The following is a 20423-nucleotide window of genomic DNA, read 5'->3' as shown; positions in this document are numbered from 1 at the left end:
TACCTATGTGATACACCATTGAGCACTGACTCTGCGTGATTGTTATCTTCGTTTAGAGATCACCTGATTGAAACTAAAGCGTTTTTTGTCTTTGGCTGCTGTCGGGCTCCGAAGCACCTTCTGGAAAAGCCGAATAATCAAAGCCCATCTTTTTGGCAATCCAAAGCCAAGGTTCCTGCTTTTGCCGGGCGCGCGGCTGGGATAGCGTGGCAGTCATGAGCAGTACTCCTCGATTCATTCACCTCCGTGTTCACACCGAATATTCCCTGCTGGAAGGCGCCGTGCGGCTGAAAAAGCTGCCCGGTTTGTGTGATAAGATGGATATGCCCGCCGTCGCTGTGACGGATACCAACAGCATGTTCTCGGCTTTGGAGTTTTCGGTCACCGCCAGCGGGGCCGGAGTGCAGCCGATTATGGGTTGTCAGGTTGACCTGACCTATGTGCAGGCGCAACCGGGCGAAAAGCCCAAAACACCCGCACCGGTGGTTTTGCTTGCCCAGTCCGAGGCCGGGTATGAGAACCTGATGAAGCTCAGCTCGTGTCTTTACGTCGACAAGGGTGGGCAGTTGCCGCAGGTGACTCTGGAAGAACTTGCGGAACGATCTGAAGGGTTGATCTGCTTGTCCGGTGGGCCGGATGGACCGGTTGGGATGTTGTTGCAACAGGGTCAACGCCCCGCGGCTGAAGCCTTGGTGGACCGATTGTCAGCGATGTTCGCCGATCGCCTCTATATCGAACTCCAACGTCATCCGGGTGAGGGCGGTCAACCCGAGGCCGAACGTCTGACCGAGCGTGGCCATGTGGAAATGGCCTATGCCAAAAACCTTCCTCTGGTCGCCACCAATGACGTCTATTTCCCGACCACAGATATGTACGAAGCGCACGATGCGCTGATTTGTATCTCGGAGGGGGCCTATGTCGATCAGCAGGAAGGCCGCCGCCGTCTGACCGCGCAGCACTATTTTAAGTCGCAGCAGGAGATGGCGACCTTGTTCGCCGACTTGCCCGAGGCCATTGAGAATACGGTCGAGATTGCCAAGCGCTGCGCGTTCATGGCCTATCGCCGCGATCCGATCCTGCCGAAATTCGCTGATGACGAGGTTGCCGAACTGCGCCGTATTGCAAATGATGGTTTGCAAAAACGTCTGGCGGTGATCCCACATGCGGTGACGCCTGAAGAATACCAGGAACGTCTGGATTTCGAGCTCGACATCATCGAAGGCATGGGGTTCCCCGGCTACTTCCTGATTGTTGCCGATTTTATTCAGTGGTCCAAGGATCACGATATCCCGGTCGGGCCGGGTCGGGGCTCGGGTGCGGGATCTTTGGTGGCCTATGCGCTAACGATTACTGACCTTGATCCGCTGCGCTATTCGCTGCTTTTCGAACGGTTCCTGAACCCGGAACGGGTTTCGATGCCGGACTTCGATATCGACTTCTGCATGGACCGCCGCGAAGAGGTGATCCGTTACGTGCAGCAGAAATACGGCCGCGACAAGGTGGGGCAGATCATCACCTTTGGTGCGTTGCTGTCGAAAGCTGCCGTGCGCGACATTGGGCGCGTGCTGCAGATGCCATACGGGCAGGTGGATCGCCTGTCCAAGATGATCCCGGTGGAAGGCGTCAAACCCGTTTCCATCGAAAAGGCGCTGAAAGACGAACCCCGTCTGCGCGAAGAGGCGCGCAACGAAGAGGTTGTGGACCGCCTGCTGACTTATGGCCAGCAGGTCGAGGGGTTGCTGCGAAACGCGTCGACCCACGCGGCGGGAGTGGTTATCGGAGACCGCCCGCTGGATGCTCTGGTGCCGCTCTATCAGGACCCGCGATCCGACATGCCGGCCACTCAGTTCAACATGAAATGGGTGGAACAGGCCGGGCTGGTGAAGTTCGATTTTCTTGGTCTGAAGACGCTGACTGTGATCCAGAATGCAATGGATCTGATCTTCAAATCCAACCGTCCATTGCACGTCGCCGCCGACGGAACCGAGCTTTATGAGCCTGCAGACGGGGCCGAGAACCAGATCAACGCCATCCCGCTGGATGATGAGGCGACGTACAAACTTTATTCGGCGGCTAAGACGGTGGCGGTGTTCCAGGTGGAATCCTCGGGCATGATGGATGCGCTCAAGCGGATGAAGCCTGACTGTATCGAAGATATCATTGCCCTCGTCGCGCTCTACCGTCCTGGTCCCATGGAGAACATCCCCAAGTTCTGCGAGGTCAAAAACAAGCTGAGCGAGCGGGACACGCTGCACCCGTCCATCGATCATATCCTAGACGAGACACAAGGTATCATCGTTTACCAGGAACAGGTGATGCAGATCGCCCAGGAAATGGCGGGCTACAGCCTTGGCGGTGCGGATTTGCTGCGCCGCGCGATGGGTAAGAAAATCCAGGAGGCGATGGACGCAGAGCGGCCCAAGTTCCTCAAGGGTGCTGCTGAGAACGATGTGGATGAGGCCAAGGCGACCGAGGTTTGGAACCTGCTGGATAAATTCGCCAACTACGGGTTCAACAAATCCCACGCGGCCGCCTATGCGGTTGTCAGCTATCAGACAGGCTGGCTGAAGGCGAACCACCCGGTCGAGTTCATGGCCGGTGTCATGAACTGCGATATCCACCTGACCGACAAGCTGGCCGTATACTTCGAAGAGGTCCGAAAGGGGCTGGAACTGCCTTATGTACCGCCTTGCGTGAACCGGTCGCTGTCGACATTCGACGTGGTGGACGGGCATCTTATCTATGCGCTGGGCGCGCTAAAGAATGTAGGTGTCGAAGCGATGAACCTTGTGGTCGCAGGTCGCGAAGGCAAGCCGTTCGTGAACCTGTTCGACTTTGCCCGCAAGGTTGATCTGAAGAGGGTCGGCAAGCGCCCGCTAGAGATGATGGCGCGGGCAGGGGCCTTCGATCAACTCGACAAGAACCGCCGTCGCGTTTTCGAAAGCCTCGATCCGCTGGTGCAGTATTCGGCCGCCATCCATGACCAGAAGAACTCGAACCAGGTGTCGCTGTTTGGCGAGGCGGGCGATGACCTGCCCGAACCGCGCTTGTCGCCTTCGCCTGATTGGCTACCGGCGGAACGTCTGAGCGAAGAATTCAAAGCCATCGGTTTTTACCTGTCGGGCCATCCGTTGGACGACTATATGCCCGCGCTGAAGCGAAAGCAGGTTCTCACGCTGGATGAGGTGACCGAAAAAGCACGCTCTGGCCCCTTTATCGCCAAAATGGCTGGTGTTGTTGCCGGACGGCAAGAGCGTAAATCCGCGCGTGGAAACCGGTTCGCCTTTGCCCAGTTGTCCGACCCGACAGGTGCATACGAGGTAACGCTGTTTTCAGAAACGCTCGAAAAGTCCCGCGAGTATCTGGAAACCGGAGCACAGGTGGTGCTGACCGCCGAAGCGACGATGGAGGCGGATCAACTCAAGCTGCTGGGGCGCTCGGTCGGCCCGGCGGATTCCGTGGTGGCAGAAGCCGGGGCGACGGGGCTACGTATCTTTGTTGACGCAGCGCAAGCGGTGCCAACCGTAGCAAAAGTCCTTGAGGATGCCGCTACCGCTGCCAAAGGCGCAGCGCGCGGACCGATCCAATTGTTGTTACTGGACCCAAGCCTGCCAGGTGATGTCGAAATGGACCTGGGTGTTGAGTTTCCGATCAACCCGCAGATCAAAGGCGCGATAAAATCGCTAGAAGGTATTCTGTCCGTCGAAGAGATCTGACCTCTCTTTGTTGCCAGACAGTTAGCACCCCGCTAGGCTGACCCGACAGAGATGTCTTTGGGTCATGCCGCAGGAGGGTGTTGATATGACAATTGCAGGTCTCAATTTCAGAAGAGTTTTGTTCGGGGCGGCGGCATCGCTGGCCTTGATTGCAGCCTCGGTCGCGTCGGCGGACGACAAGAAGAAAAAGAAGACCCTTGAGGGTGCGCTGATCGGCGCAGGTGTTGGAGCGATTGTCGGTGACGGAAAAGGCGCAGCGATTGGTGGCGTGGCCGGAGCTATTATTGGACATAACTGGAAGTGATTGTGATGCGTTTTTTCAAACTCAAAATGTCCGCTTGCGCCGCAATCCTGGCGGCTCCGTGTGTGGCTGCGGCCGATGAGGCGGCTGAGCAGATGGTACAGGATGCATTGCCCGTCATGCACTATACTTGCGCCTCGATTGCAGAAGAAGCGGATGGTGATGAAGAATTTGTTGTGACTGTTGTCGCAAAGATGACTGCCCTGTCTCTCCACAATCGCCAGATCAATATCGAAGATCATGCGGCCACAGATGAGGAAAAGGCCCAGTTGCGTGAAGCATTCATAGCAGCGCTGTCGGAAGGTTGCGCCTCGGATAAGGATGCCCTTTTGGGCGGCGTGGTCGACAACGCGGTGAAAACATCGCTGGGTTTGTGACCCACGTTCGTTTTAGGCACGTTAGAGCGTGCCCACCGCACAACGAACCAGAGCCCAACCTTTTTCCATCCCGGCGGCCTTGAGGCCAGCGACAAGGCGGTCGGACAGGAACAGTAGTGAAGGCACTTTGGGGTCCAGCCATATGTCTGGGCCACTTACCGCTTCAGGAGTAACGACCAACTGGTCTTCTTTCCCGCTTACCGGAAGATACGCTATCCCGCCTCCTCGGCAGTTTAGATGTGCGCGACTATCACCTTCAGGACCAAGTGCCTCGTAGTTGCCCATCGCGCGCTTGTTGCCGACATTCAGCAGAAAATACGGCTCGGGTGTTGAAAGGCGCGTTTCAGCTGAATCCATCAAGATCAAGGCGTGAAAGACGGTCTCCCCAAGATCATACTGTTCCAGAACAGCTTTGGCGGATTCGGAAACCAAAGGATATCCACCCCCGGAAATATACGGCGGCACTTCATATTCTGGATGTGTATTGTAGTACCAGATATCGCCAACCTGTTCTTTGGTCAGGATCTTCCCATGCTTCCAGCCCAGAGACGATTCCTGAACCATCCTCTTGGACCATTCAACCTGTTCTGGCGAGTGCTTCGCACGCCATGTATCGCCAAACTCCTTACGGCCTGCCGCTTGTATTGCGTTGATGTTGTTTACTGTCGTGGAAATCCAGACGCAGAGGTCACCGTTCACATCATTCGGCATCAGCCAAGCACTCAATAGTGCGGCGGGCGTTCGTCGCCCAAAACGATCCCGCCCGAGCCTTCCTGCGCCCGTTCGCCTTCGCGGCGCATCAGCATCTCGACACGGCGTGTCAAACGATCAATCTCGTCCTGTTGGCGGGTGACGACCGAGTTGAGGTCTTCGACCGTACGGGCAAGATGGGCGATCTGCTCTTCCAGATGCTGCATGGGGGACTCCTGTGTCTTAGGCCGGTCATAGCGACCCGGACAGCGCATGGCCAGCGAAAGCGCGCCTTGCCCCGATGCAGGCCATGGGATAGACCGCGCGCGGAACAAGGCAACTCCCAAGGACGTCCCACATGGCCAAGCCCAAGAAACAGCCCCGCCCCAAGGCCGTAACGCCAAAAGGGTTCCGTGACTATTTCGGCCAGGAAGTCACGCAGCGCACCGAGATGCTGCGGGCTATTGCGGACGTCTATCATCAGTACGGGTTTGACGCCCTGGAAAGCAGCGCGGTTGAAACCGTCGAGGCGCTTGGCAAATTCCTTCCGGATGTAGATCGCCCTAACGAGGGTGTGTTCGCGTGGCAGGAAGTCGACGAAAATGACAAGGGCGACTGGATGGCCCTGCGCTATGACCTAACCGCGCCTTTGGCCCGGGTTTACGCGCAGCACCGCAACGATTTGCCGACGCCTTATCGTCGTTATGCGATGGGACCAGTCTGGCGGAATGAAAAGCCGGGGCCGGGGCGCTATCGCCAGTTTTATCAATGCGATGCGGATACGGTGGGCACGGCCTCGATGGCCGCTGACGCCGAGATTTGCGCGATGCTGTCGGACACGCTTGAGACCGTCGGCATTCCGCGCGGCGATTATCTTGTGCGGGTCAACAACCGCAAAGTTCTGAACGGCGTGCTTGAGGCGATGGGGCTTGGCGAAGACGTCGCTGCCCGCGATAACGTTCTGCGCACCATCGACAAGTTCGACAAAGTTGGCGAGCAGGGCGTGCGAGAGCTGCTGACCAAAGGCCGTCTGGACGCCTCTGGCGCGTTTATCGACGGTGTTGGTCTTAGCGAGGATCAGGCTGAGCCGGTGATCGCGTTTCTGACCTCCAAGGCCGCGGAAACCGCCGGAACATTGGCCAACTTGCGCGCCGCCGTAGGCGACAGCAAGATCGGCGCGGACGGGATCGCCGAGTTGGAACAAATCGGCACCTTGTTGGATGCGGGCGGGTACGGCGCGGACCGGATCGAGATTGACCCTTCGGTCGTGCGCGGTCTGGGTTACTATACCGGGCCGGTTTATGAGGCCGAGCTGACCTTTGAGATTTTCGATGAGAAAGGCCGCAAGCGGCAATTCGGATCGGTTTCGGGTGGTGGTCGCTATGACGATCTGGTTAAACGCTTCACCGGGCAGGAAGTTCCGGCGACCGGCGTCTCCATCGGTGTCGACCGTCTGCTGGCTGCCCTGCGCGAAAAAGGCAGGATAGCCGCGCAGGCTACGGGTCCTGTAGTCGTGACCGTTATGGATCGCGACCGGATGGCCGATTATCAGGCGATGGTGGCAGAACTGCGCAACGCAGGTATCCGGGCAGAGGTTTATCTGGGTAATCCCAAGAACTTCGGCAATCAGCTGAAATATGCGGATAAACGGAACTCTCCGATTGCAGTGATCGAGGGCGGTGACGAGAAAGCCAATGGGATCGTGCAGATCAAGGACCTGATCCTTGGCGCGAAGATTGCCGAAAGCGCCACGCTCGAGGAATGGAAAGAACGCCCCAGCCAGTTCGAAGTGTCACGTGGTGATCTGGTCGCCAAAGTGCGCGAAATTCTGGACAGTCAGGACTGACCGATGCCCAATCGTTCCCAGATACAGGCCCGCGCCGCGATGATGCGGGTCCGGTTCGAGGCTGCCGGGGCGCAGGTTGTGGATACACCCCTGCTGCAACCGGCGGAAACGCTATTGGACCTTTATGGTGAGGATATTCGCGCCCGGGCTTACGTTACCTCGGATGCGTTGCGCGGTGAGCAGATGCTGCGCCCCGACTTCACCCTGCCGGTGGTGCAGATGCACATGACCGAAGGGGCTGAACCCGCACGCTATACCTATTCAGGCGAAGTCTTCCGTCGGCAAGAGCATGACCCGGATCGGTCCAACGAGTACATTCAGGTCGGTTATGAAGTTTTTGACCGCAATGATCCCGCCGGGGCCGATGCCGAGGTGTTTTCTCTGTTTGCCCTGCAATTGCGGGGGCTGCCCCTGCGCGCGGCAACCGGTGACATCGGCATCCTTACGGCGGCTGTTCAGGGGCTGCGCACCACGGATCGGCGCAAGGCCGCGCTGATGCGCCACCTGTGGCGTCCACGTCGGTTCCGCGTCCTGCTCGATCGGTTCGCCGGGCGAAAGCCCGAGCCGGAACACCGCACAATGCTTTTGGAGGCCGCAGACCCGATGGGGTTTGACGTTCCTATGATCGGCAAACGCCGCGCTGCCGAGATCGAGGCGCGCATCGACGCGTTGCGCGAAGATCGCGACACGCCACCGATTTCTGACAACGAGCTTGCAGGCCTGGAATCTCTGCTGACCGTTCGGGAAACCATGCCCTTTGCTTTGGAGCAGTTGCGGGATGTGGCCGTTGACCTGCCTCAGATCACCCCGGCGCTGGACAGGCTTGAGGCAAGAATTGCCGCCCTGCATGCGCGTGGTGTTGACGTGAGTAGGTTGGATTTCGAGGCTGCCTATGGGCGTACGTCGATGGAGTATTACGACGGGTTTGTCTTTGGGTTTTATGCCGAAGGTCGCCCCGATTTGCCTCCGATTGCCACCGGCGGGCGTTACGATGCGCTGACGCGACAACTGGGCAACGGGGCAGAAATTCCAGCTGTTGGCGGCGTGTTGCGTCCGGACCTGATGCTGGAAATCGAGGAGGCCGCGCAATGACCCTGAAACTGGGTGTGCCCTCGAAGGGCCGATTGATGGAGAAGACCTTTTCGTGGTTCGAAAAGCGCGGCATCACATTGTCGCGCAGCGGATCAGACCGGGAATATGCCGGTAAGGTTGAAGGGATCGACGGAGTCTCGCTGATCCTGCTGTCTGCCGGGGAAATCCCCCGCGAACTAGCAGCTGGCCGCATTCATATGGGTGTCACGGGAACCGATCTGGTGCACGAAAAATTGCCACGGTGGGAACAGCAGATTGAAGAAGTCTCCGAGTTGGGCTTTGGCAAAGCCGACTTGATTATCGCGACACCAGCCTGCTGGGTCGATGTCGAAACTCTGGACGATCTAGATGCTGCCGCGGCAGCGTTTCGCAAAACCCACGGGCACCGGTTGCGGATTGCGACCAAATACCACCGATTGGTGCGCGAGTTTCTGACGGACGCTGGGGTTGCAGATTACACTCTGGTGGACAGCCAGGGCGCAACCGAAGGCACTGTGATGAACGAAACCGCCGAGGCGATTGCCGATATCACCTCGACAGGTGAGACATTGCGCGCAAACCACCTAAAAATCCTGTCGGACGGCCTGATCCTGCAATCACAGGCCACGCTGTGGCGTAGTCGGGTTGCCAGCTATGGTGTGGGTGAAAAAGAGGTTCTTTCCGAATTGCTTGACCGGCTGAGCTGATTACAGCACGCCGATGTCCGCCAACGCGCGATTCAGATCGTCGGGCAGAGAATCATCCTCGGCCCGTCCTTTGGGAAGATCGGCAGGCGTATCTTCGGGTTTAAGGTATCGCCACCCTTGGAACGGGCGTTTCAGAGCGTTCTGTGTGCGGTGCACCTCAGGGTCCAGCACGATGGCGCAGCGGCGGATACCGTCCTCGCCGCGCACTTCGTCCAGCCGCAGGATCTTCTGGCGGCACTGTACGACACCCTTGATCACCCAATAGATTGATCCGCCGTTCAGAATCTCGGCCTCGCGCTTGGGCCACATGCGGGTGACGTGGCGCGGCAAGCCGTCTTCATAAAGCGGTTTGCGGCTATCCTGCCATTCCATCAGCGTGTCGACGCTTTCCGATCCGACGGAGAGTTTTATGAGGTTTATGTACTTATCCACAGCTTTCCCACAGAGTCGTCCCAAGACCGTCTATACATTGTAGCTCAAGAAAGCCTGTCATCAAGGTGTTGTGGTTAAGGTGTGATCTGGGATAATCTGGATACCTCTTTCAGAACAGGGAATCACCAATGAGCCGCTTTGCCGCCCCCATCGCCGAGCAGATCTGGGACATGAAATATCGTTTCAAACAGGCCGATGGCACTCCCATTGACCAAACGGTTGAGGACAGCTGGCGGCGTATCGCTCGCGATCTTGCGCAGGTCGAAAAAGACCCGGCGCATTGGGAGCAGAAGTTCTTCGAAGCGCTGGAAGATTTCAAATACCTGCCTGCTGGCCGTATCACCGCTGGCGCAGGCACTGCGCGACGTGTGACGCTGTTTAACTGCTTTGTCATGGGCACGGTGCCGGACAGCATGGGCGGTATCTTCGATATGCTGAAAGAGGCCGCGCTGACCATGCAGCAGGGTGGGGGGATCGGCTATGATTTCTCGACCATTCGCCCGCGCGGAGCGGATGTGCATGGGGTCGCGGCGGATGCATCCGGGCCTCTGAGCTTTATGGATGTATGGGACGCGATGTGCCGCACCATCATGTCCGCAGGTTCGCGCCGGGGTGCGATGATGGCGACCATGCGCTGTGACCACCCGGATATCGAACAGTTCATCACGGCTAAGTCCGACCCTGCACGCCTGCGTATGTTCAACATGTCTGTGCTGGTCACCGATCCTTTCATGGAAGCTGTCAAAGCCGATGGCCCGTGGGAGCTGGTGTTCGAAGACAAGGTTTACCACACCGTTCAAGCGCGTGATCTGTGGAACAAGATCATGCAGGCCACCTATGACTATGCCGAACCGGGTGTGATTTTCATCGACCGGATCAACAAAGCCAACAACCTCAGCTATGCCGAAACCATCGCGGCGACAAACCCGTGTGGCGAGCAGCCTTTGCCGCCTTATGGCGCGTGCCTGCTGGGTTCGATCAACCTTGCCCGTCTTGTGGCAGAGCCGTTCGAAGATGCGGCCCATCTGAATGAGGCTGCCCTGCAAGAGCTGGTCGCGACAGCCGTCCGCATGATGGACAACGTTGTCGACGCGTCGAAGTTCCCGCTGCCGGAACAGGCCGCCGAGGCGCAGGCCAAGCGCCGTATCGGGCTGGGCGTGACCGGACTGGCGGATGCTCTGCTGATGCTGGGTCTGCGCTATGGATCGGACGAGGGCGCGCGTCAGACCGAGCTCTGGTTGAAAGCGATAGCGCGCGCTGCGTATCTGGCGTCGGTCGACTTGGCGAAGGAAAAAGGGGCGTTCCCCCTATTCGACGCCGAGAAATACTTGGAAAGCGGCACGATGCAGCAGATGGATGATGACGTGCGCGATGCAATTCGCGAACACGGTATTCGCAACGCTTTGCTGACTTCGATCGCGCCGACGGGGACAATTTCTCTCTATGCAGGGAATGTGTCGTCAGGGATCGAGCCGGTCTTTGCCTATGCCTATACGCGGAAGGTCCTGCAAAAGGATGGCTCGCGCACTGAAGAAGAGGTCGTGGACTACGCGGTGCAGATGTGGCGCGACAAATTCGGCGACAAAGAGCTGCCAGACTATTTCGTCAACGCACAGACGCTGTCCCCGTCCGATCACGTCAAGATGCAGGCCGCGGCGCAGAAATGGATCGACAGCTCGATCTCGAAGACGATCAACTGCCCCGAGGACATCAGCTTTGACGCTTTCAAAGATGTCTACATGCAGGCCTGGGATCAGGGGTGCAAAGGGTGCACGACCTATCGTCCGAACGATGTGACGGGGTCCGTCCTGACCGTGTCGGAAAGCGAAGACAAAGCGCCGGGTGAAAGTGCAAGCGCACCGCATGAAATTGACGGTGGCGACGTGATCTACATGTCGGAGCCGCTGGATCGCCCACAATCTCTGGAAGGGTCGACCTATAAGTTGAAGTGGCCCGACAGCGAACACGCGATCTACTTGACGATCAATGATATTGTCATTGGTGGCCGTCGTCGTCCGTTCGAAGTGTTCATCAACTCGAAGAACATGGAGCATTACGCCTGGACGCTGGCGCTGACCCGCATGATCTCGGCCGTATTCCGCCGGGGTGGGGATGTGTCTTTTGTGGTGGAAGAACTAAAAGCGGTATTCGACCCGCGCGGTGGCGCATGGGTTCAGGGCAAGTATATCCCGTCGATCCTGGCCGCAATTGGTGGTGTGATCGAACAGCACATGATCAATATTGGCTTTCTTGAGGGCGAGGGCATGGCGCTCAAATCCGACCCCCAGGCTCAGGTCGTCAACATGGACGCGCCACGCGGCAAAGCCTGCCCATCCTGCGGCCAGTACGACATGGTGATGATCGAGGGTTGCATGACCTGCCGCAGCTGCGGTCATTCAAAATGTGGCTGATGTCGTGAAATTCAGCGCCGGTTTCAAATTGGTCTGACCAAAGAAGTGCCAAGCCTGTGTTGAGCAGGTTTGGCATTTTTTTTGAAAGCCCTGCAGCACGCAGGCCAAGGACGAACGGGACGTATTGTATTGAAGGTCGTAATTCATCAAGGTTTCCATAAAACGGGCACAACGACCCTGCAAAAGACGCTCTCGAAAAATCGGGAATACCTGAAAGATCGCGTGAATGTTCTATTGCCTGATGACTTACAAGAAGCCAGCCTGGCCGCACGGCGGTATGCGGTCGCCCCCAAGGATCGCACCCTTCGCAATTTCGGAGCAATCGTTCGCGAGGCGCTTAAGCCGTTTGCAGACGAAGGTAGCAAACCACTGCTGATCAGCAATGAAGAATTCGCTGGTTTGATCCCCGGTCGCAAAGGGGTTTGGTCATATGAGCAAACGCACGTTCTTTCCAAAACTCTGTTGGATGAGGTTTCGCGCCTGACTGATGTCGGGGATCGCATTATCTTTCTGTTTACGACCAGAATCGCGGCCGATTGGATCAGAAGTACGTATTGGCAAAACCTTCGCAGCCACAGAATCCGCGAGGATCTGTCACAATACGGAAAGGCGTTGCAACAGGGTGCAGATCTTGAGGCGGTGGTGTGCCGGGTGAAAGAAGCGGTTTCACCGCGCGCCGAGGTCGAATCTGTCAACGTTTCCGGGCTGGGCGATCACGATTTCCCGTTGATCAAGGCACTTTCCATTCTGAACGTGAGATCCGACAGGCTCATCACAAGTGAAAATCGGAACGTACAGCCAGCCGGAGGCGCAGACTATTTTCTGGACCTGAACCGGTCGAGTTTGAGCGATGAAGAGGTAGCGGCCGCGAAACGCGCGTACTTGGAAAAGCTGAAGCGGTCGAATGGCATCCATTGATGAGTTGAAGCAGGGGCAGGCCCAGATTGGTACCGCTGCCCAATTTAGTTGCTGTAATGCAACGATCGGACGGCTCAAATCGGATGCCCAGACTGGATTGGATGAACCGGAATATCATGGTTTCCAAAATACCGCTTGGAATTGATGGTACATGAAGAGCGAATACCCTAGGCTTAATTTGAATTTAAAAACAAATATTTGAGTAGAGAATCGCTTTGAGATTTCTTGAGACTAGTGCGTCGCTATTTGCCAGAAACAATCTAAGGTTGAATTATTTTCACTTTTAGTATCAGTTTGACTTGACACACCGGAAACATTTACGTGATTGCTGCACTTCGGTCTCTTTTCCGCCAGATTCTGTCCTGATAAGTAGGTGTAGTAAGCAGTGATTTGTTGAAAGGTACAGGCGGATACAATGACAGCCGGGGACAGCGGTCGCATATCCATTTCGTGGACGCAGACAGAGTTAAACGGACTTGAGGCGGCGCCTCAGTCTTTTTTGAAAGTAGGAGCCGCATGGTCGTGGCGTGGGCAGGCTCTTTCATTGGCCAGTCCGGCCGAGCAGGGCCTTGTGTTGTCGGGTCAGGCCGAAGCATTCGCATCAAAAGTGCTAAGCAGCATAGCGCCATCGCCGAATCTGGCAGACGGAGCACTGGGTCGTATCGTTCTGACCAATGGCGCACAAAAGTACACGGCGCTATTGTTTTCGGTTGCCGGAGACACACACCCGACGCTGGTTTTCGAAAACGGGTATCCCGCGCGCGATCAGGAATTCTGGGTCAGTGCGTATACCGAGTTTGAAAGTGAAAGCAATTCCAGCCTCCCGGACCAAACCGTTGTCGCTTTCCCGACGCGGTCGCCGATGGATAAGAGTTGGGAAAACGCAGTTGCGGGCGTCCGAAGCGTAGCAGACTAAAACGCCAAGCAGGCCGACGAAATTCGCACATAGCAAAAAATCCACAGCCGTGTTGACTCCGCCAATTCTGCGGATATAAGCGCGGCTTCACTGGTGTTGGTGGACCCCGTAAGGGGATTCCTGTCATGGGGGAAACCTCAAGAGGACAACGCCCTTCATAGTGGCCTGTACGGGCCTCGACCTAACGAAGGAGATCAGCCGTGACCAAACGCACGTCTGCCAAGTACAAAATTGACCGCCGGATGGGTGAAAACATCTGGGGTCGTCCGAAATCCCCGGTTAACCGTCGCGAATACGGCCCCGGCCAGCACGGCCAGCGCCGCAAGGGCAAACTGTCGGACTTCGGTCTGCAGCTGCGCGCCAAGCAGAAGCTGAAAGGCTACTATGGCGACCTGACCGAGAAGCAATTCCGCCGCATCTACGCCGAAGCTGTACGTGTGAACGGTGATACCGGTGAAAACCTGATCGGTCTGCTGGAGCGTCGTCTGGACGCGGTTGTCTACCGTGCCAAGTTCGTTGCAACCGTCTTTGCTGCACGTCAGTTCGTGAACCACGGCCACGTCAAAGTGAACGGCAAGCGGGTCAACATCCCCAGCTACCGTGTCAAAGAAGGCGACGTGATCGAAGTACGCGACAAGTCCAAGCAACTGGCTGTAGTTCTGGAAGCCGCTGCTCTGGCCGAGCGTGACGTGCCTGACTACATCGACGCCGACCACTCGAAAATGACCGCGACCTTCGTTCGCGCGCCGGGCCTGGGCGATGTGCCTTACCCGGTCGTCATGGAACCGAACCTGGTCGTCGAATTCTACGCGAAGAACTAATCTTCGCCGACATCCAGAATTCCAGGGCCGCGCAATTTGCGCGGCCCTTTTTTGTTTGGACATGCGATGACGCGTATTGGGTTTGAAGGCTGATCCAGCAAGTTGCATCTCGGCTATTAGAAAATATCCACCGAAGTGCCCCAATGGAACGCCTGCAGTGGGTGGGAATGCTGAAGTACACGCTTGGGTGGCGCAGGCTGTGTTTTGAATTGAACGCGTAACAACCTACGAGCAGTATTCCAGCCTGACCATTGAAGAAGTCCGCCGAAGGCGCTGAATCAAATTGGCAGCGGCCTGCTTTCGGCGATGGCCTCCATCGCAAAGTACGAGGTCACACTGTCTAGTTCGACCTTGTCGATCAATCGCTGATACACCTTGTCATATGACGTCATATCTTGCGTGACGACTTTCAACTGATAGTCATAGTCGCCACCAATGCGGTGAAAATCCACTACCTCGGGGATGGTTAGGACATGACTTCGAAATGCCTGTAGCCATTCAGCCGAATGGTGCCGGGTGCGCAGCATAACAAAGACCACAAGGCTCAGCCCCAATTTTTCGCGGGCGATCCGCGCGGTCGAACCGGTAATGACGCCATTTTCGTTCAACGCCTTCAGCCGCCGCCAACAGGCATTTTGCGACAACCCGACTCGGTCCGCCAACTCACGCTGCGAAAGTGTTGCGTCTGTTTGAAGTTCGCGAAGGATGCGCTTGTCAATATGATCTAATTTTTCTGCCATACTGAAGCATATGACACAAAAATTTAGAAATCTACCAAAAGAAAGGTGAAGTTTCTGCGTCCTCATTCAATCATATTTGGTGATGCAATATGGAGAATTAATCATGACCTTGTCCAAATTTCGCGCAGACCTCCAATCCACCACTCGCAATTCAACCCTGCGCGACGGGCTGATCGGAGAGAATGTTCTGATCCCCGGTCTGAATGGGGACGTGCCGCTGGTTTATGCGGACTACGTCGCTTCGGGTCGTGCGCTGCAGCAGGTAGAGGATTTTGTCGCCCATGAGGTGCTGCCTTTTTATGCCAACAGCCACACTGAGGCCTCCTATTGTGGGTCGTATATGACCCGTCTGCGCCGCGAAGCGCGCGCGGAAATAGCCCGCATTGTTGGAGCAAAGGAAGACGACGCGGTGATCTTTACCGGGTCCGGCGCCACTGCGGGCCTTAACCGGCTGGTCAGTTTGATGGGAATTGAGGGGGCTGACCGGCCGGTTGTTCTGATCGGGCCATACGAGCATCATTCGAACATCCTCCCCTGGCGGGAAAGCAAAGCGCAGGTCATCGAAATCCCCGAAGCGCCCGAAGGCGGCGTTGATCTCGGTGCACTTGAACGGACATTGGTGGACAATGCCGATTCCGATCTGATTGTCGGTTCATTTTCCGCTGCCTCTAACGTAACCGGCATCATTACAGACCCGGACCCGATCACGCGGCTGCTCAAGTCTCATGGCGCTGTTTCGATCTGGGATTACGCCGGTGGTGGACCTTATATGCCGATGGACATGGGGCCAGAAGATGCGCGCAAGGATGCCATCGTAGTCTCCCCGCACAAGTTCCCGGGCGGCCCGGGCGCGTCCGGTGTGTTGATCGTCAATCAGAACGCAGTTCGCCGTACTTGCCCAAGTTGGCCTGGTGGCGGGACTGTCAGCTTTGTATCGCCCTGGCGCCATGACTACAGCGAGGATTTGGCCACGCGGGAAGAAGCCGGAACACCCAATGTGATCGGAGATATCCGCGCCGCGCTGGCCTTCATCGTCAAGGATGTCGTCGGCACGGATGAAATTGCTGAACGCGAAGCACGATATAATGAAATGGCCTTGAAAGGGTGGGGCGACAATCCAAACCTGACTTTGCTAGGCACTGAAAACCAGCATCGTTTGCCGATCTATTCTTTCCTTGTGCGGGACAACTCTGGCCAGCCGGTGCATCAGCAGCTGTTTACCCGGATGCTCAGCGACATCTACGGCATTCAGGCGCGCGGTGGTTGCGCGTGTGCCGGGCCATATGCGCATCGCTTGCTGGATATCGACCGTAAAACGTCCACTGAATTGCATGCTGCTTTGTCCGCAGGGGAAGAGATGAAGAAACCCGGATGGGTCCGCCTGAATTTCTCTTACCTTATGAGCGAGGAGACGGTTCAGTTCATCATCGATAGCGTCAATGATCTGTCCCACCGGACTGAGGAATTCACCCCTTATTACAACGCGGACCCGGCGACCGCCCGCTTCAAAGCGGCGTGACGGAATTGCCGCTTTTCTCAACGCGTTGAGACGGGTATGAGAGGCTCCAACAACGGAGCCTCTTATGAACAAGATCACCCCGCAGCCCGGCATTATGGACATCGCGCTCTATCAGGGCGGCCAGTCGCATGTGGCCGGGGTAGAGCATGTGATCAAGCTCAGCTCCAACGAAAACCCGTTCGGTCCCAGCCCCAAGGCGATAGAGGCCGTGCGCGATAGTGCGACGACGCTGCATCGGTATCCCAGTACCGATCACGCAAGCCTGCGCTCAGCGATTGGTGAACGGCACGGGTTGGACCCTGCGCGGCTTATCTGCGGCGTTGGCAGTGATGAAGTGCTGCAATTCATTGCCCAGGCCTATGCCGGACCGGGTGATGAGGTCATCTATACCGAGCACGGGTTTTCAATGTACCCGATCATCGCCCGCATGGCCGGCGCGACACCGGTGATGGTGGCCGAGCGCAATCGCCACGTGGATGTCGAAAACATTCTGGCCGCCGTGAGCGACCAGACCCGGATCGTGTTTGTGACGAACCCGGGCAACCCGACCTCGACTATGATCCCCGAGGCTGAGTTGCTGCGTCTGGCCGAAGCATTGCCTAAGACCTGCCTGATGGTGATCGACGGGGCCTATGCCGAGTTTGTCGATGGGTTCGACGGTGGTGCATCGCTGGTGGATCGGTTTGACAACGTGATCATGACGCGGACCTTTTCCAAGGTGTACGGTCTGGGCGGAATGCGTGTCGGTTGGGGCTATGCTGCGCAATCGATTATCGACGTACTGAACCGGGTGCGTCAGCCCTTTAACCTGTCCTTGACCGCTTTGGCGGCAGCAGAGGCTGCGGTGAATGACATAGAATTCCTGTCCTATTGTCAGACTGAAAATGCGCGCCTGCGGGTGTGGCTGTCGGAAGAACTGGCCAAGATCGGCGTGCCCTCGGATGCGTCCTGCACCAACTTTATCCTCGCCCGCTTTGCCGATCGGGCAGAGGCTGAGGCGTGTGACGACTATCTGAAGACACAAGGTTTGATCGTGCGCCGTGTGGCGGGCTACAACCTGCCAAATGCCCTGCGGGTCACCGTAGGCGACGAAGAAGCCTGCCGCCGCGTTGTTGCGGCCATCACCGCGTTCAAAGGGGGCGTCGCATGAGCCAAGTTTACGACCGTGTGGCCTTGATTGGTCTTGGCCTGATCGCCTCGTCCATGTTCTGGGCGATCAAACGTGCCGGGCTTGCTGGCGAAGTGACTGGCTATGCCCGGTCCGAGACCACCCGCGACACGGCCCGCCGCATCGGCTTGTGTGATCGCGTCTGCGATACTGCGCAAGAGGCGGTCGAGGGCGCGGATCTGGTCGTTCTCTGCGTTCCTGTCGGCGCGATGGGCGCTGTTGCAAAAGATATTGCACCTGTCCTGAAACCCGGGGCGACGGTGACTGATGTCGGCTCGGTCAAGCGTCACGTTATTCAGGCCGTCGGGCCGGTAATCCCGGATGGTGTGCATTTCATCCCTGCGCACCCCCTGGCAGGAACTGAGCATTCTGGCCCGGAATCGGGTTTTGCAGAACTCTTTGACAACCGCTGGTGTCTTTTGGTCCCGGTTGAAGGCTCGGACCCGGATGCGATTGCCCGTTTGCGGGCACTTTGGGAAGGCATGGGGTCAAACGTTGATGAGATGGATGCGGATCACCATGATCTGGTTCTGGCCGTCACATCGCACGCGCCGCACCTAATCGCCTATACGATGGTGGGCGTTGCGGATGATCTGCGCCGGGTCACCGATACCGAGGTCATCAAGTATTCCGCCGCAGGATTCCGAGACTTCACCCGCATCGCGGCCTCTGACCCGACCATGTGGCGGGACGTGTTCCTGACCAACAAGGATGCGACGCTGGAGATCCTTGGCCGGTTCACCGAAGAACTGTTTGCACTACAGCGCGCGATCAGAACGGGTGACGGCGAGCAGCTTTTCGACTATTTCACCCGTACGCGCGCCATCCGCCGCGGCATCATTGATGCTGGCCAGGATACGGATGCGCCTGATTTCGGACGGGGAAAAACGAACCCATGACGCAGGGCTGGAGAACCATTCTGACCGGATTTGCAGCGCTTTGCGCAATGTCAACTCAGGCTGGTTCGCTGGAACGTTCGTTAATACCGATATCGCGACCTCAGGCTACACTTGCGGTCCTTAGCAGCGCAGTGCCTCAGCTGCCTCCGGCCACCATACGACCAGAATTGCGGCCGGATTCACCGCAGGTTTTAGCAGCCGCGGCACGACCTGCAGAGCTGCCTCTGCTTGGCCCGGACACGTCGCTGATGCCTTACCTGCGGCCCAAAGCCTTGGAGCAGGAGGCGCTGTTCAAAAAGCGCAAACTGCGCAAAGGATCGGTGTGTGGCGACATCGATATTCAGGGTAAGCCTGTCGGGACGGTACCGGGCAGGATCAAGGCTTGCGGGATCAAGGACGCTGTTCAGATCACCTCGGTCTCAGGTGTGACGCTTAGCCGTCCCTCCACGATGGATTGTGGAACGGCGATTGCGCTGAACAAATGGGTTGAGAAAACGGTCAAGCCGACGTTCAAGCGACGCGGGCCTGTGGTTCAATTGCAGGTTGCCGCACACTACGCGTGTCGGACGCGCAACAACCGTAAGGGCGCCCGCATTTCCGAGCATGGAAAAGGCCGCGCGATTGATATCTCGGCCTTCAAGATGGCCGATGGAGAGGTTGTGACGGTCCTGAATGGCTGGCGCAAGAACCCGTCCCAAAAACAACTGGTCAAGATCTGGCGAGATGCATGCGGGCCGTTTGGCACCGTATTGGGGCCAAACGCGGACCGGTATCACCGGGATCATTTCCATCTGGATACAGCCCGCCACCGTCGCGGGCCATACTGCCGTTAACGCAGGATCAGGCGGGGCGCAGGCCCCAGCGGCAACGGCCCCAGCGCCACGAAACCGTCCCGGAAGTTAAGCTGCAGATCCAGCGCATTTGGGTTCCCACCCAGCCCGGCCATGAAATTCAGCGCTCGTGTCACAGGATCAACGGCCTGATCGGGCAGGGCGCCTGCAGCATTAGCCATGGCGATCATGTCACGCCAGTTTTCAGCTTTGACCGCAATCTCGCCCGTTGGGATGCCCTGGTGGTCGATATCAAGCTCGCCTGCTGCAAACAAACGCAAAGCGCCCCATTTCATCTCGGCAAGGTTCAGGTCAATCTTCACCGGCTGTGGTCTACCCTGCTCCAGAGCCGTACGATCCCACGGTTTGTTGAACGTGGCCGTCATGTCCAGTTCGAGCGTCTCAAACGCCTGCGGCAATGTGGTCGCGGACCGCATCAAATCGCGCAGACCATCTCCCGGGGTGAACCCGTCTATTCGAGCGCCGATGGCGTATGTTACCGGAATAGAGGTCTGTTCCATAACCAATGTCAGCGTATCGCCGCCAGCCAGCGCTTCGGCATCATCGGTGATCAACCATGAACCCGCGGTCAAAGCCATTTTTTCCAGCACCAGCGCCACACCGGGTTGCAGCTGCAGCTCGGCTTGCAGATCGCTGGCTTCAATGGTCGCCGTCTGATCAAAATAGGACAGGCGCTGAGGGGTGTCAGCAAAGCGCAGCACCTGGCGTCCGGGCCAGATGGCGGGACTTTGGAACTCAATCCAATCCGCGCTCCACGCGGTGCCGTTGACCGGGTCTGCCAGAGCAGGACTGTTCAGGCGCGTAACGTGACGAAACGGATACCCGGCTGTCGAAACATCGGAAAAGTCCGCCTGCCAGCCTTGTTCCTGCTGATTGTCGAACCAGGCGGTGATTGCGTTGCGCAATCCGAATCCGGCGACGAACCAATAGGCGCTCCAGATAACCGTTAAGAAAATGACTACTCGTATTAGACCGCGCATGGCAGTTGGCCCTTTTTCCCGCGTTGAATTTGATGTTTATAGGCCGAAACGGGCAAGGAC

Annotated in this window: 19 protein-coding genes; 14 read left to right on the top strand and 5 right to left on the bottom strand. The window is 57.3% G+C overall.

From position 1 onward, the window contains the following. Positions 1-215: 215 nt before the first annotated feature. The 3 genes from dnaE (at position 216) to AC2FIO_RS05750 (ending at position 4394) form a co-directional block, all read left to right on the top strand. Positions 216-3716, top strand: a complete 3501-nt coding sequence (dnaE, locus tag AC2FIO_RS05760) for a DNA polymerase III subunit alpha (RefSeq protein ID WP_496696227.1) — start codon at positions 216-218, stop codon at positions 3714-3716. Positions 3717-3801: 85 nt separating this feature from the next. Then, the gene (locus AC2FIO_RS05755; protein WP_496696225.1) at positions 3802-4020 is read left to right on the top strand and encodes a YMGG-like glycine zipper-containing protein; all 219 of its coding nucleotides are present in this window, start codon (positions 3802-3804) and stop codon (positions 4018-4020) included. A gap of 5 nt (positions 4021-4025) precedes the next feature. Next, positions 4026-4394, top strand: a complete 369-nt coding sequence (locus AC2FIO_RS05750; RefSeq protein ID WP_496696223.1) for a hypothetical protein — start codon at positions 4026-4028, stop codon at positions 4392-4394. A gap of 21 nt (positions 4395-4415) precedes the next feature. On the opposite strand, the gene AC2FIO_RS05745 is transcribed toward AC2FIO_RS05750, so the two are convergent. Together AC2FIO_RS05745 and AC2FIO_RS05740 are read right to left on the bottom strand one after the other, a co-directional pair. Next, on the bottom strand, positions 4416-5105 hold the full coding sequence (locus AC2FIO_RS05745) for an imm11 family protein (protein ID WP_496696221.1): 690 nt from the start codon (positions 5103-5105) through the stop codon (positions 4416-4418). An 11-nt stretch (positions 5106-5116) separates the two neighbouring features. Then, a complete protein-coding gene (locus AC2FIO_RS05740; protein WP_058275721.1) occupies positions 5117-5311 on the bottom strand; it encodes a SlyX family protein in 195 nt (64 codons plus the stop codon). A 131-nt stretch (positions 5312-5442) separates the two neighbouring features. On the opposite strand from AC2FIO_RS05740, the gene hisS reads away from it, so the two are divergent. Genes hisS through hisG form a run of 3 tightly spaced genes read left to right on the top strand, consistent with a single transcriptional unit; the run spans position 5443 to position 8708 of the window. Further along, positions 5443-6930: a histidine--tRNA ligase gene (gene hisS, locus AC2FIO_RS05735; RefSeq protein WP_496696219.1), complete on the top strand. Its 1488-nt coding sequence runs from the start codon at positions 5443-5445 to the stop codon at positions 6928-6930. 3 nt (positions 6931-6933) lie between these two features. Beyond that, positions 6934-8022, top strand: a complete 1089-nt coding sequence (locus AC2FIO_RS05730; protein ID WP_496696217.1) for an ATP phosphoribosyltransferase regulatory subunit — start codon at positions 6934-6936, stop codon at positions 8020-8022. Continuing rightward, positions 8019-8708, top strand: a complete 690-nt coding sequence (hisG, locus tag AC2FIO_RS05725; protein WP_058276022.1) for an ATP phosphoribosyltransferase — start codon at positions 8019-8021, stop codon at positions 8706-8708. The genes AC2FIO_RS05730 and hisG overlap by 4 nt, the downstream gene beginning before the upstream one ends. Here hisG and AC2FIO_RS05720 read toward each other — a convergent pair whose 3' ends face one another. Next, positions 8709-9140, bottom strand: coding sequence for a DUF1489 family protein (locus tag AC2FIO_RS05720; RefSeq protein ID WP_282118950.1), 432 nt, complete (start codon positions 9138-9140; stop codon positions 8709-8711). It abuts the gene before it with no gap. Positions 9141-9268: 128 nt separating this feature from the next. Between AC2FIO_RS05720 and AC2FIO_RS05715 the strand changes: the two genes are divergently transcribed. From AC2FIO_RS05715 to rpsD, 4 genes are all read left to right on the top strand, one after another. Next, the gene (locus AC2FIO_RS05715; protein ID WP_496696214.1) at positions 9269-11551 is read left to right on the top strand and encodes an adenosylcobalamin-dependent ribonucleoside-diphosphate reductase; all 2283 of its coding nucleotides are present in this window, start codon (positions 9269-9271) and stop codon (positions 11549-11551) included. Positions 11552-11680: 129 nt separating this feature from the next. After that, positions 11681-12469: a hypothetical protein gene (locus tag AC2FIO_RS05710; RefSeq protein WP_496696212.1), complete on the top strand. Its 789-nt coding sequence runs from the start codon at positions 11681-11683 to the stop codon at positions 12467-12469. 415 nt (positions 12470-12884) lie between these two features. After that, entirely contained in the window at positions 12885-13385 is a 501-nt protein-coding gene (locus AC2FIO_RS05705) for a hypothetical protein (RefSeq protein ID WP_496696210.1), read from the top strand. A 200-nt stretch (positions 13386-13585) separates the two neighbouring features. Then, the gene (gene rpsD / locus AC2FIO_RS05700) at positions 13586-14206 is read left to right on the top strand and encodes a 30S ribosomal protein S4 (RefSeq protein ID WP_058275494.1); all 621 of its coding nucleotides are present in this window, start codon (positions 13586-13588) and stop codon (positions 14204-14206) included. A gap of 278 nt (positions 14207-14484) precedes the next feature. Here the strand turns inward: rpsD and AC2FIO_RS05695 are convergent, their stop codons facing one another. Beyond that, positions 14485-14946, bottom strand: coding sequence for an Lrp/AsnC family transcriptional regulator (locus AC2FIO_RS05695; protein WP_058275495.1), 462 nt, complete (start codon positions 14944-14946; stop codon positions 14485-14487). A 103-nt stretch (positions 14947-15049) separates the two neighbouring features. Between AC2FIO_RS05695 and AC2FIO_RS05690 the strand changes: the two genes are divergently transcribed. The 4 genes from AC2FIO_RS05690 to AC2FIO_RS05675 all read left to right on the top strand — a co-directional run bounded on the left by AC2FIO_RS05690 (position 15050) and on the right by AC2FIO_RS05675 (position 19365). Further along, complete coding sequence (locus AC2FIO_RS05690) at positions 15050-16465, top strand: aminotransferase class V-fold PLP-dependent enzyme (protein WP_496696207.1); 1416 nt, start codon at positions 15050-15052, stop codon at positions 16463-16465. A 64-nt stretch (positions 16466-16529) separates the two neighbouring features. Then, positions 16530-17615, top strand: a complete 1086-nt coding sequence (gene hisC / locus AC2FIO_RS05685) for a histidinol-phosphate transaminase (RefSeq protein ID WP_496696205.1) — start codon at positions 16530-16532, stop codon at positions 17613-17615. Then, entirely contained in the window at positions 17612-18532 is a 921-nt protein-coding gene (locus AC2FIO_RS05680) for a prephenate/arogenate dehydrogenase family protein (RefSeq protein WP_496696203.1), read from the top strand. Before hisC ends, AC2FIO_RS05680 begins: the two co-directional genes overlap by 4 nt. Next, positions 18529-19365: an extensin-like domain-containing protein gene (locus tag AC2FIO_RS05675; RefSeq protein ID WP_108859255.1), complete on the top strand. Its 837-nt coding sequence runs from the start codon at positions 18529-18531 to the stop codon at positions 19363-19365. Before AC2FIO_RS05680 ends, AC2FIO_RS05675 begins: the two co-directional genes overlap by 4 nt. Here the strand turns inward: AC2FIO_RS05675 and AC2FIO_RS05670 are convergent. Further along, the gene (locus AC2FIO_RS05670) at positions 19362-20363 is read right to left on the bottom strand and encodes a DUF2125 domain-containing protein (RefSeq protein ID WP_170559057.1); all 1002 of its coding nucleotides are present in this window, start codon (positions 20361-20363) and stop codon (positions 19362-19364) included. The genes AC2FIO_RS05675 and AC2FIO_RS05670 overlap by 4 nt on opposite strands. Positions 20364-20423 lie beyond the last annotated feature (60 nt).

It is taken from the genome of Ruegeria sp. CDSB086, assembly GCF_059611065.1.
This window is presented reverse-complemented; position numbering and strand designations above follow the sequence as displayed.

Excerpts from the sequence above, each read along its gene's own strand:
- AC2FIO_RS05715 (WP_496696214.1), top strand. The coding sequence starts at position 9,269 with ATGAGCCGCTTTGCCGCCCCCATCGCCGAGCAGATCTGGGACATGAAA.
- AC2FIO_RS05745 (WP_496696221.1), bottom strand. The coding sequence starts at position 5,105 with ATGCCGAATGATGTGAACGGTGACCTCTGCGTCTGGATTTCCACGACA.
- AC2FIO_RS05675 (WP_108859255.1), top strand. The coding sequence starts at position 18,529 with ATGACGCAGGGCTGGAGAACCATTCTGACCGGATTTGCAGCGCTTTGC.
- AC2FIO_RS05750 (WP_496696223.1), top strand. The coding sequence starts at position 4,026 with ATGCGTTTTTTCAAACTCAAAATGTCCGCTTGCGCCGCAATCCTGGCG.
- AC2FIO_RS05680 (WP_496696203.1), top strand. The coding sequence starts at position 17,612 with ATGAGCCAAGTTTACGACCGTGTGGCCTTGATTGGTCTTGGCCTGATC.
- AC2FIO_RS05670 (WP_170559057.1), bottom strand. The coding sequence starts at position 20,363 with ATGCGCGGTCTAATACGAGTAGTCATTTTCTTAACGGTTATCTGGAGC.
- AC2FIO_RS05690 (WP_496696207.1), top strand. The coding sequence starts at position 15,050 with ATGACCTTGTCCAAATTTCGCGCAGACCTCCAATCCACCACTCGCAAT.
- hisS (WP_496696219.1), top strand. The coding sequence starts at position 5,443 with ATGGCCAAGCCCAAGAAACAGCCCCGCCCCAAGGCCGTAACGCCAAAA.
- AC2FIO_RS05730 (WP_496696217.1), top strand. The coding sequence starts at position 6,934 with ATGCCCAATCGTTCCCAGATACAGGCCCGCGCCGCGATGATGCGGGTC.
- AC2FIO_RS05695 (WP_058275495.1), bottom strand. The coding sequence starts at position 14,946 with ATGGCAGAAAAATTAGATCATATTGACAAGCGCATCCTTCGCGAACTT.
- AC2FIO_RS05755 (WP_496696225.1), top strand. The coding sequence starts at position 3,802 with ATGACAATTGCAGGTCTCAATTTCAGAAGAGTTTTGTTCGGGGCGGCG.
- hisG (WP_058276022.1), top strand. The coding sequence starts at position 8,019 with ATGACCCTGAAACTGGGTGTGCCCTCGAAGGGCCGATTGATGGAGAAG.
- dnaE (WP_496696227.1), top strand. The coding sequence starts at position 216 with ATGAGCAGTACTCCTCGATTCATTCACCTCCGTGTTCACACCGAATAT.
- hisC (WP_496696205.1), top strand. The coding sequence starts at position 16,530 with ATGAACAAGATCACCCCGCAGCCCGGCATTATGGACATCGCGCTCTAT.
- AC2FIO_RS05705 (WP_496696210.1), top strand. The coding sequence starts at position 12,885 with ATGACAGCCGGGGACAGCGGTCGCATATCCATTTCGTGGACGCAGACA.
- AC2FIO_RS05740 (WP_058275721.1), bottom strand. The coding sequence starts at position 5,311 with ATGCAGCATCTGGAAGAGCAGATCGCCCATCTTGCCCGTACGGTCGAA.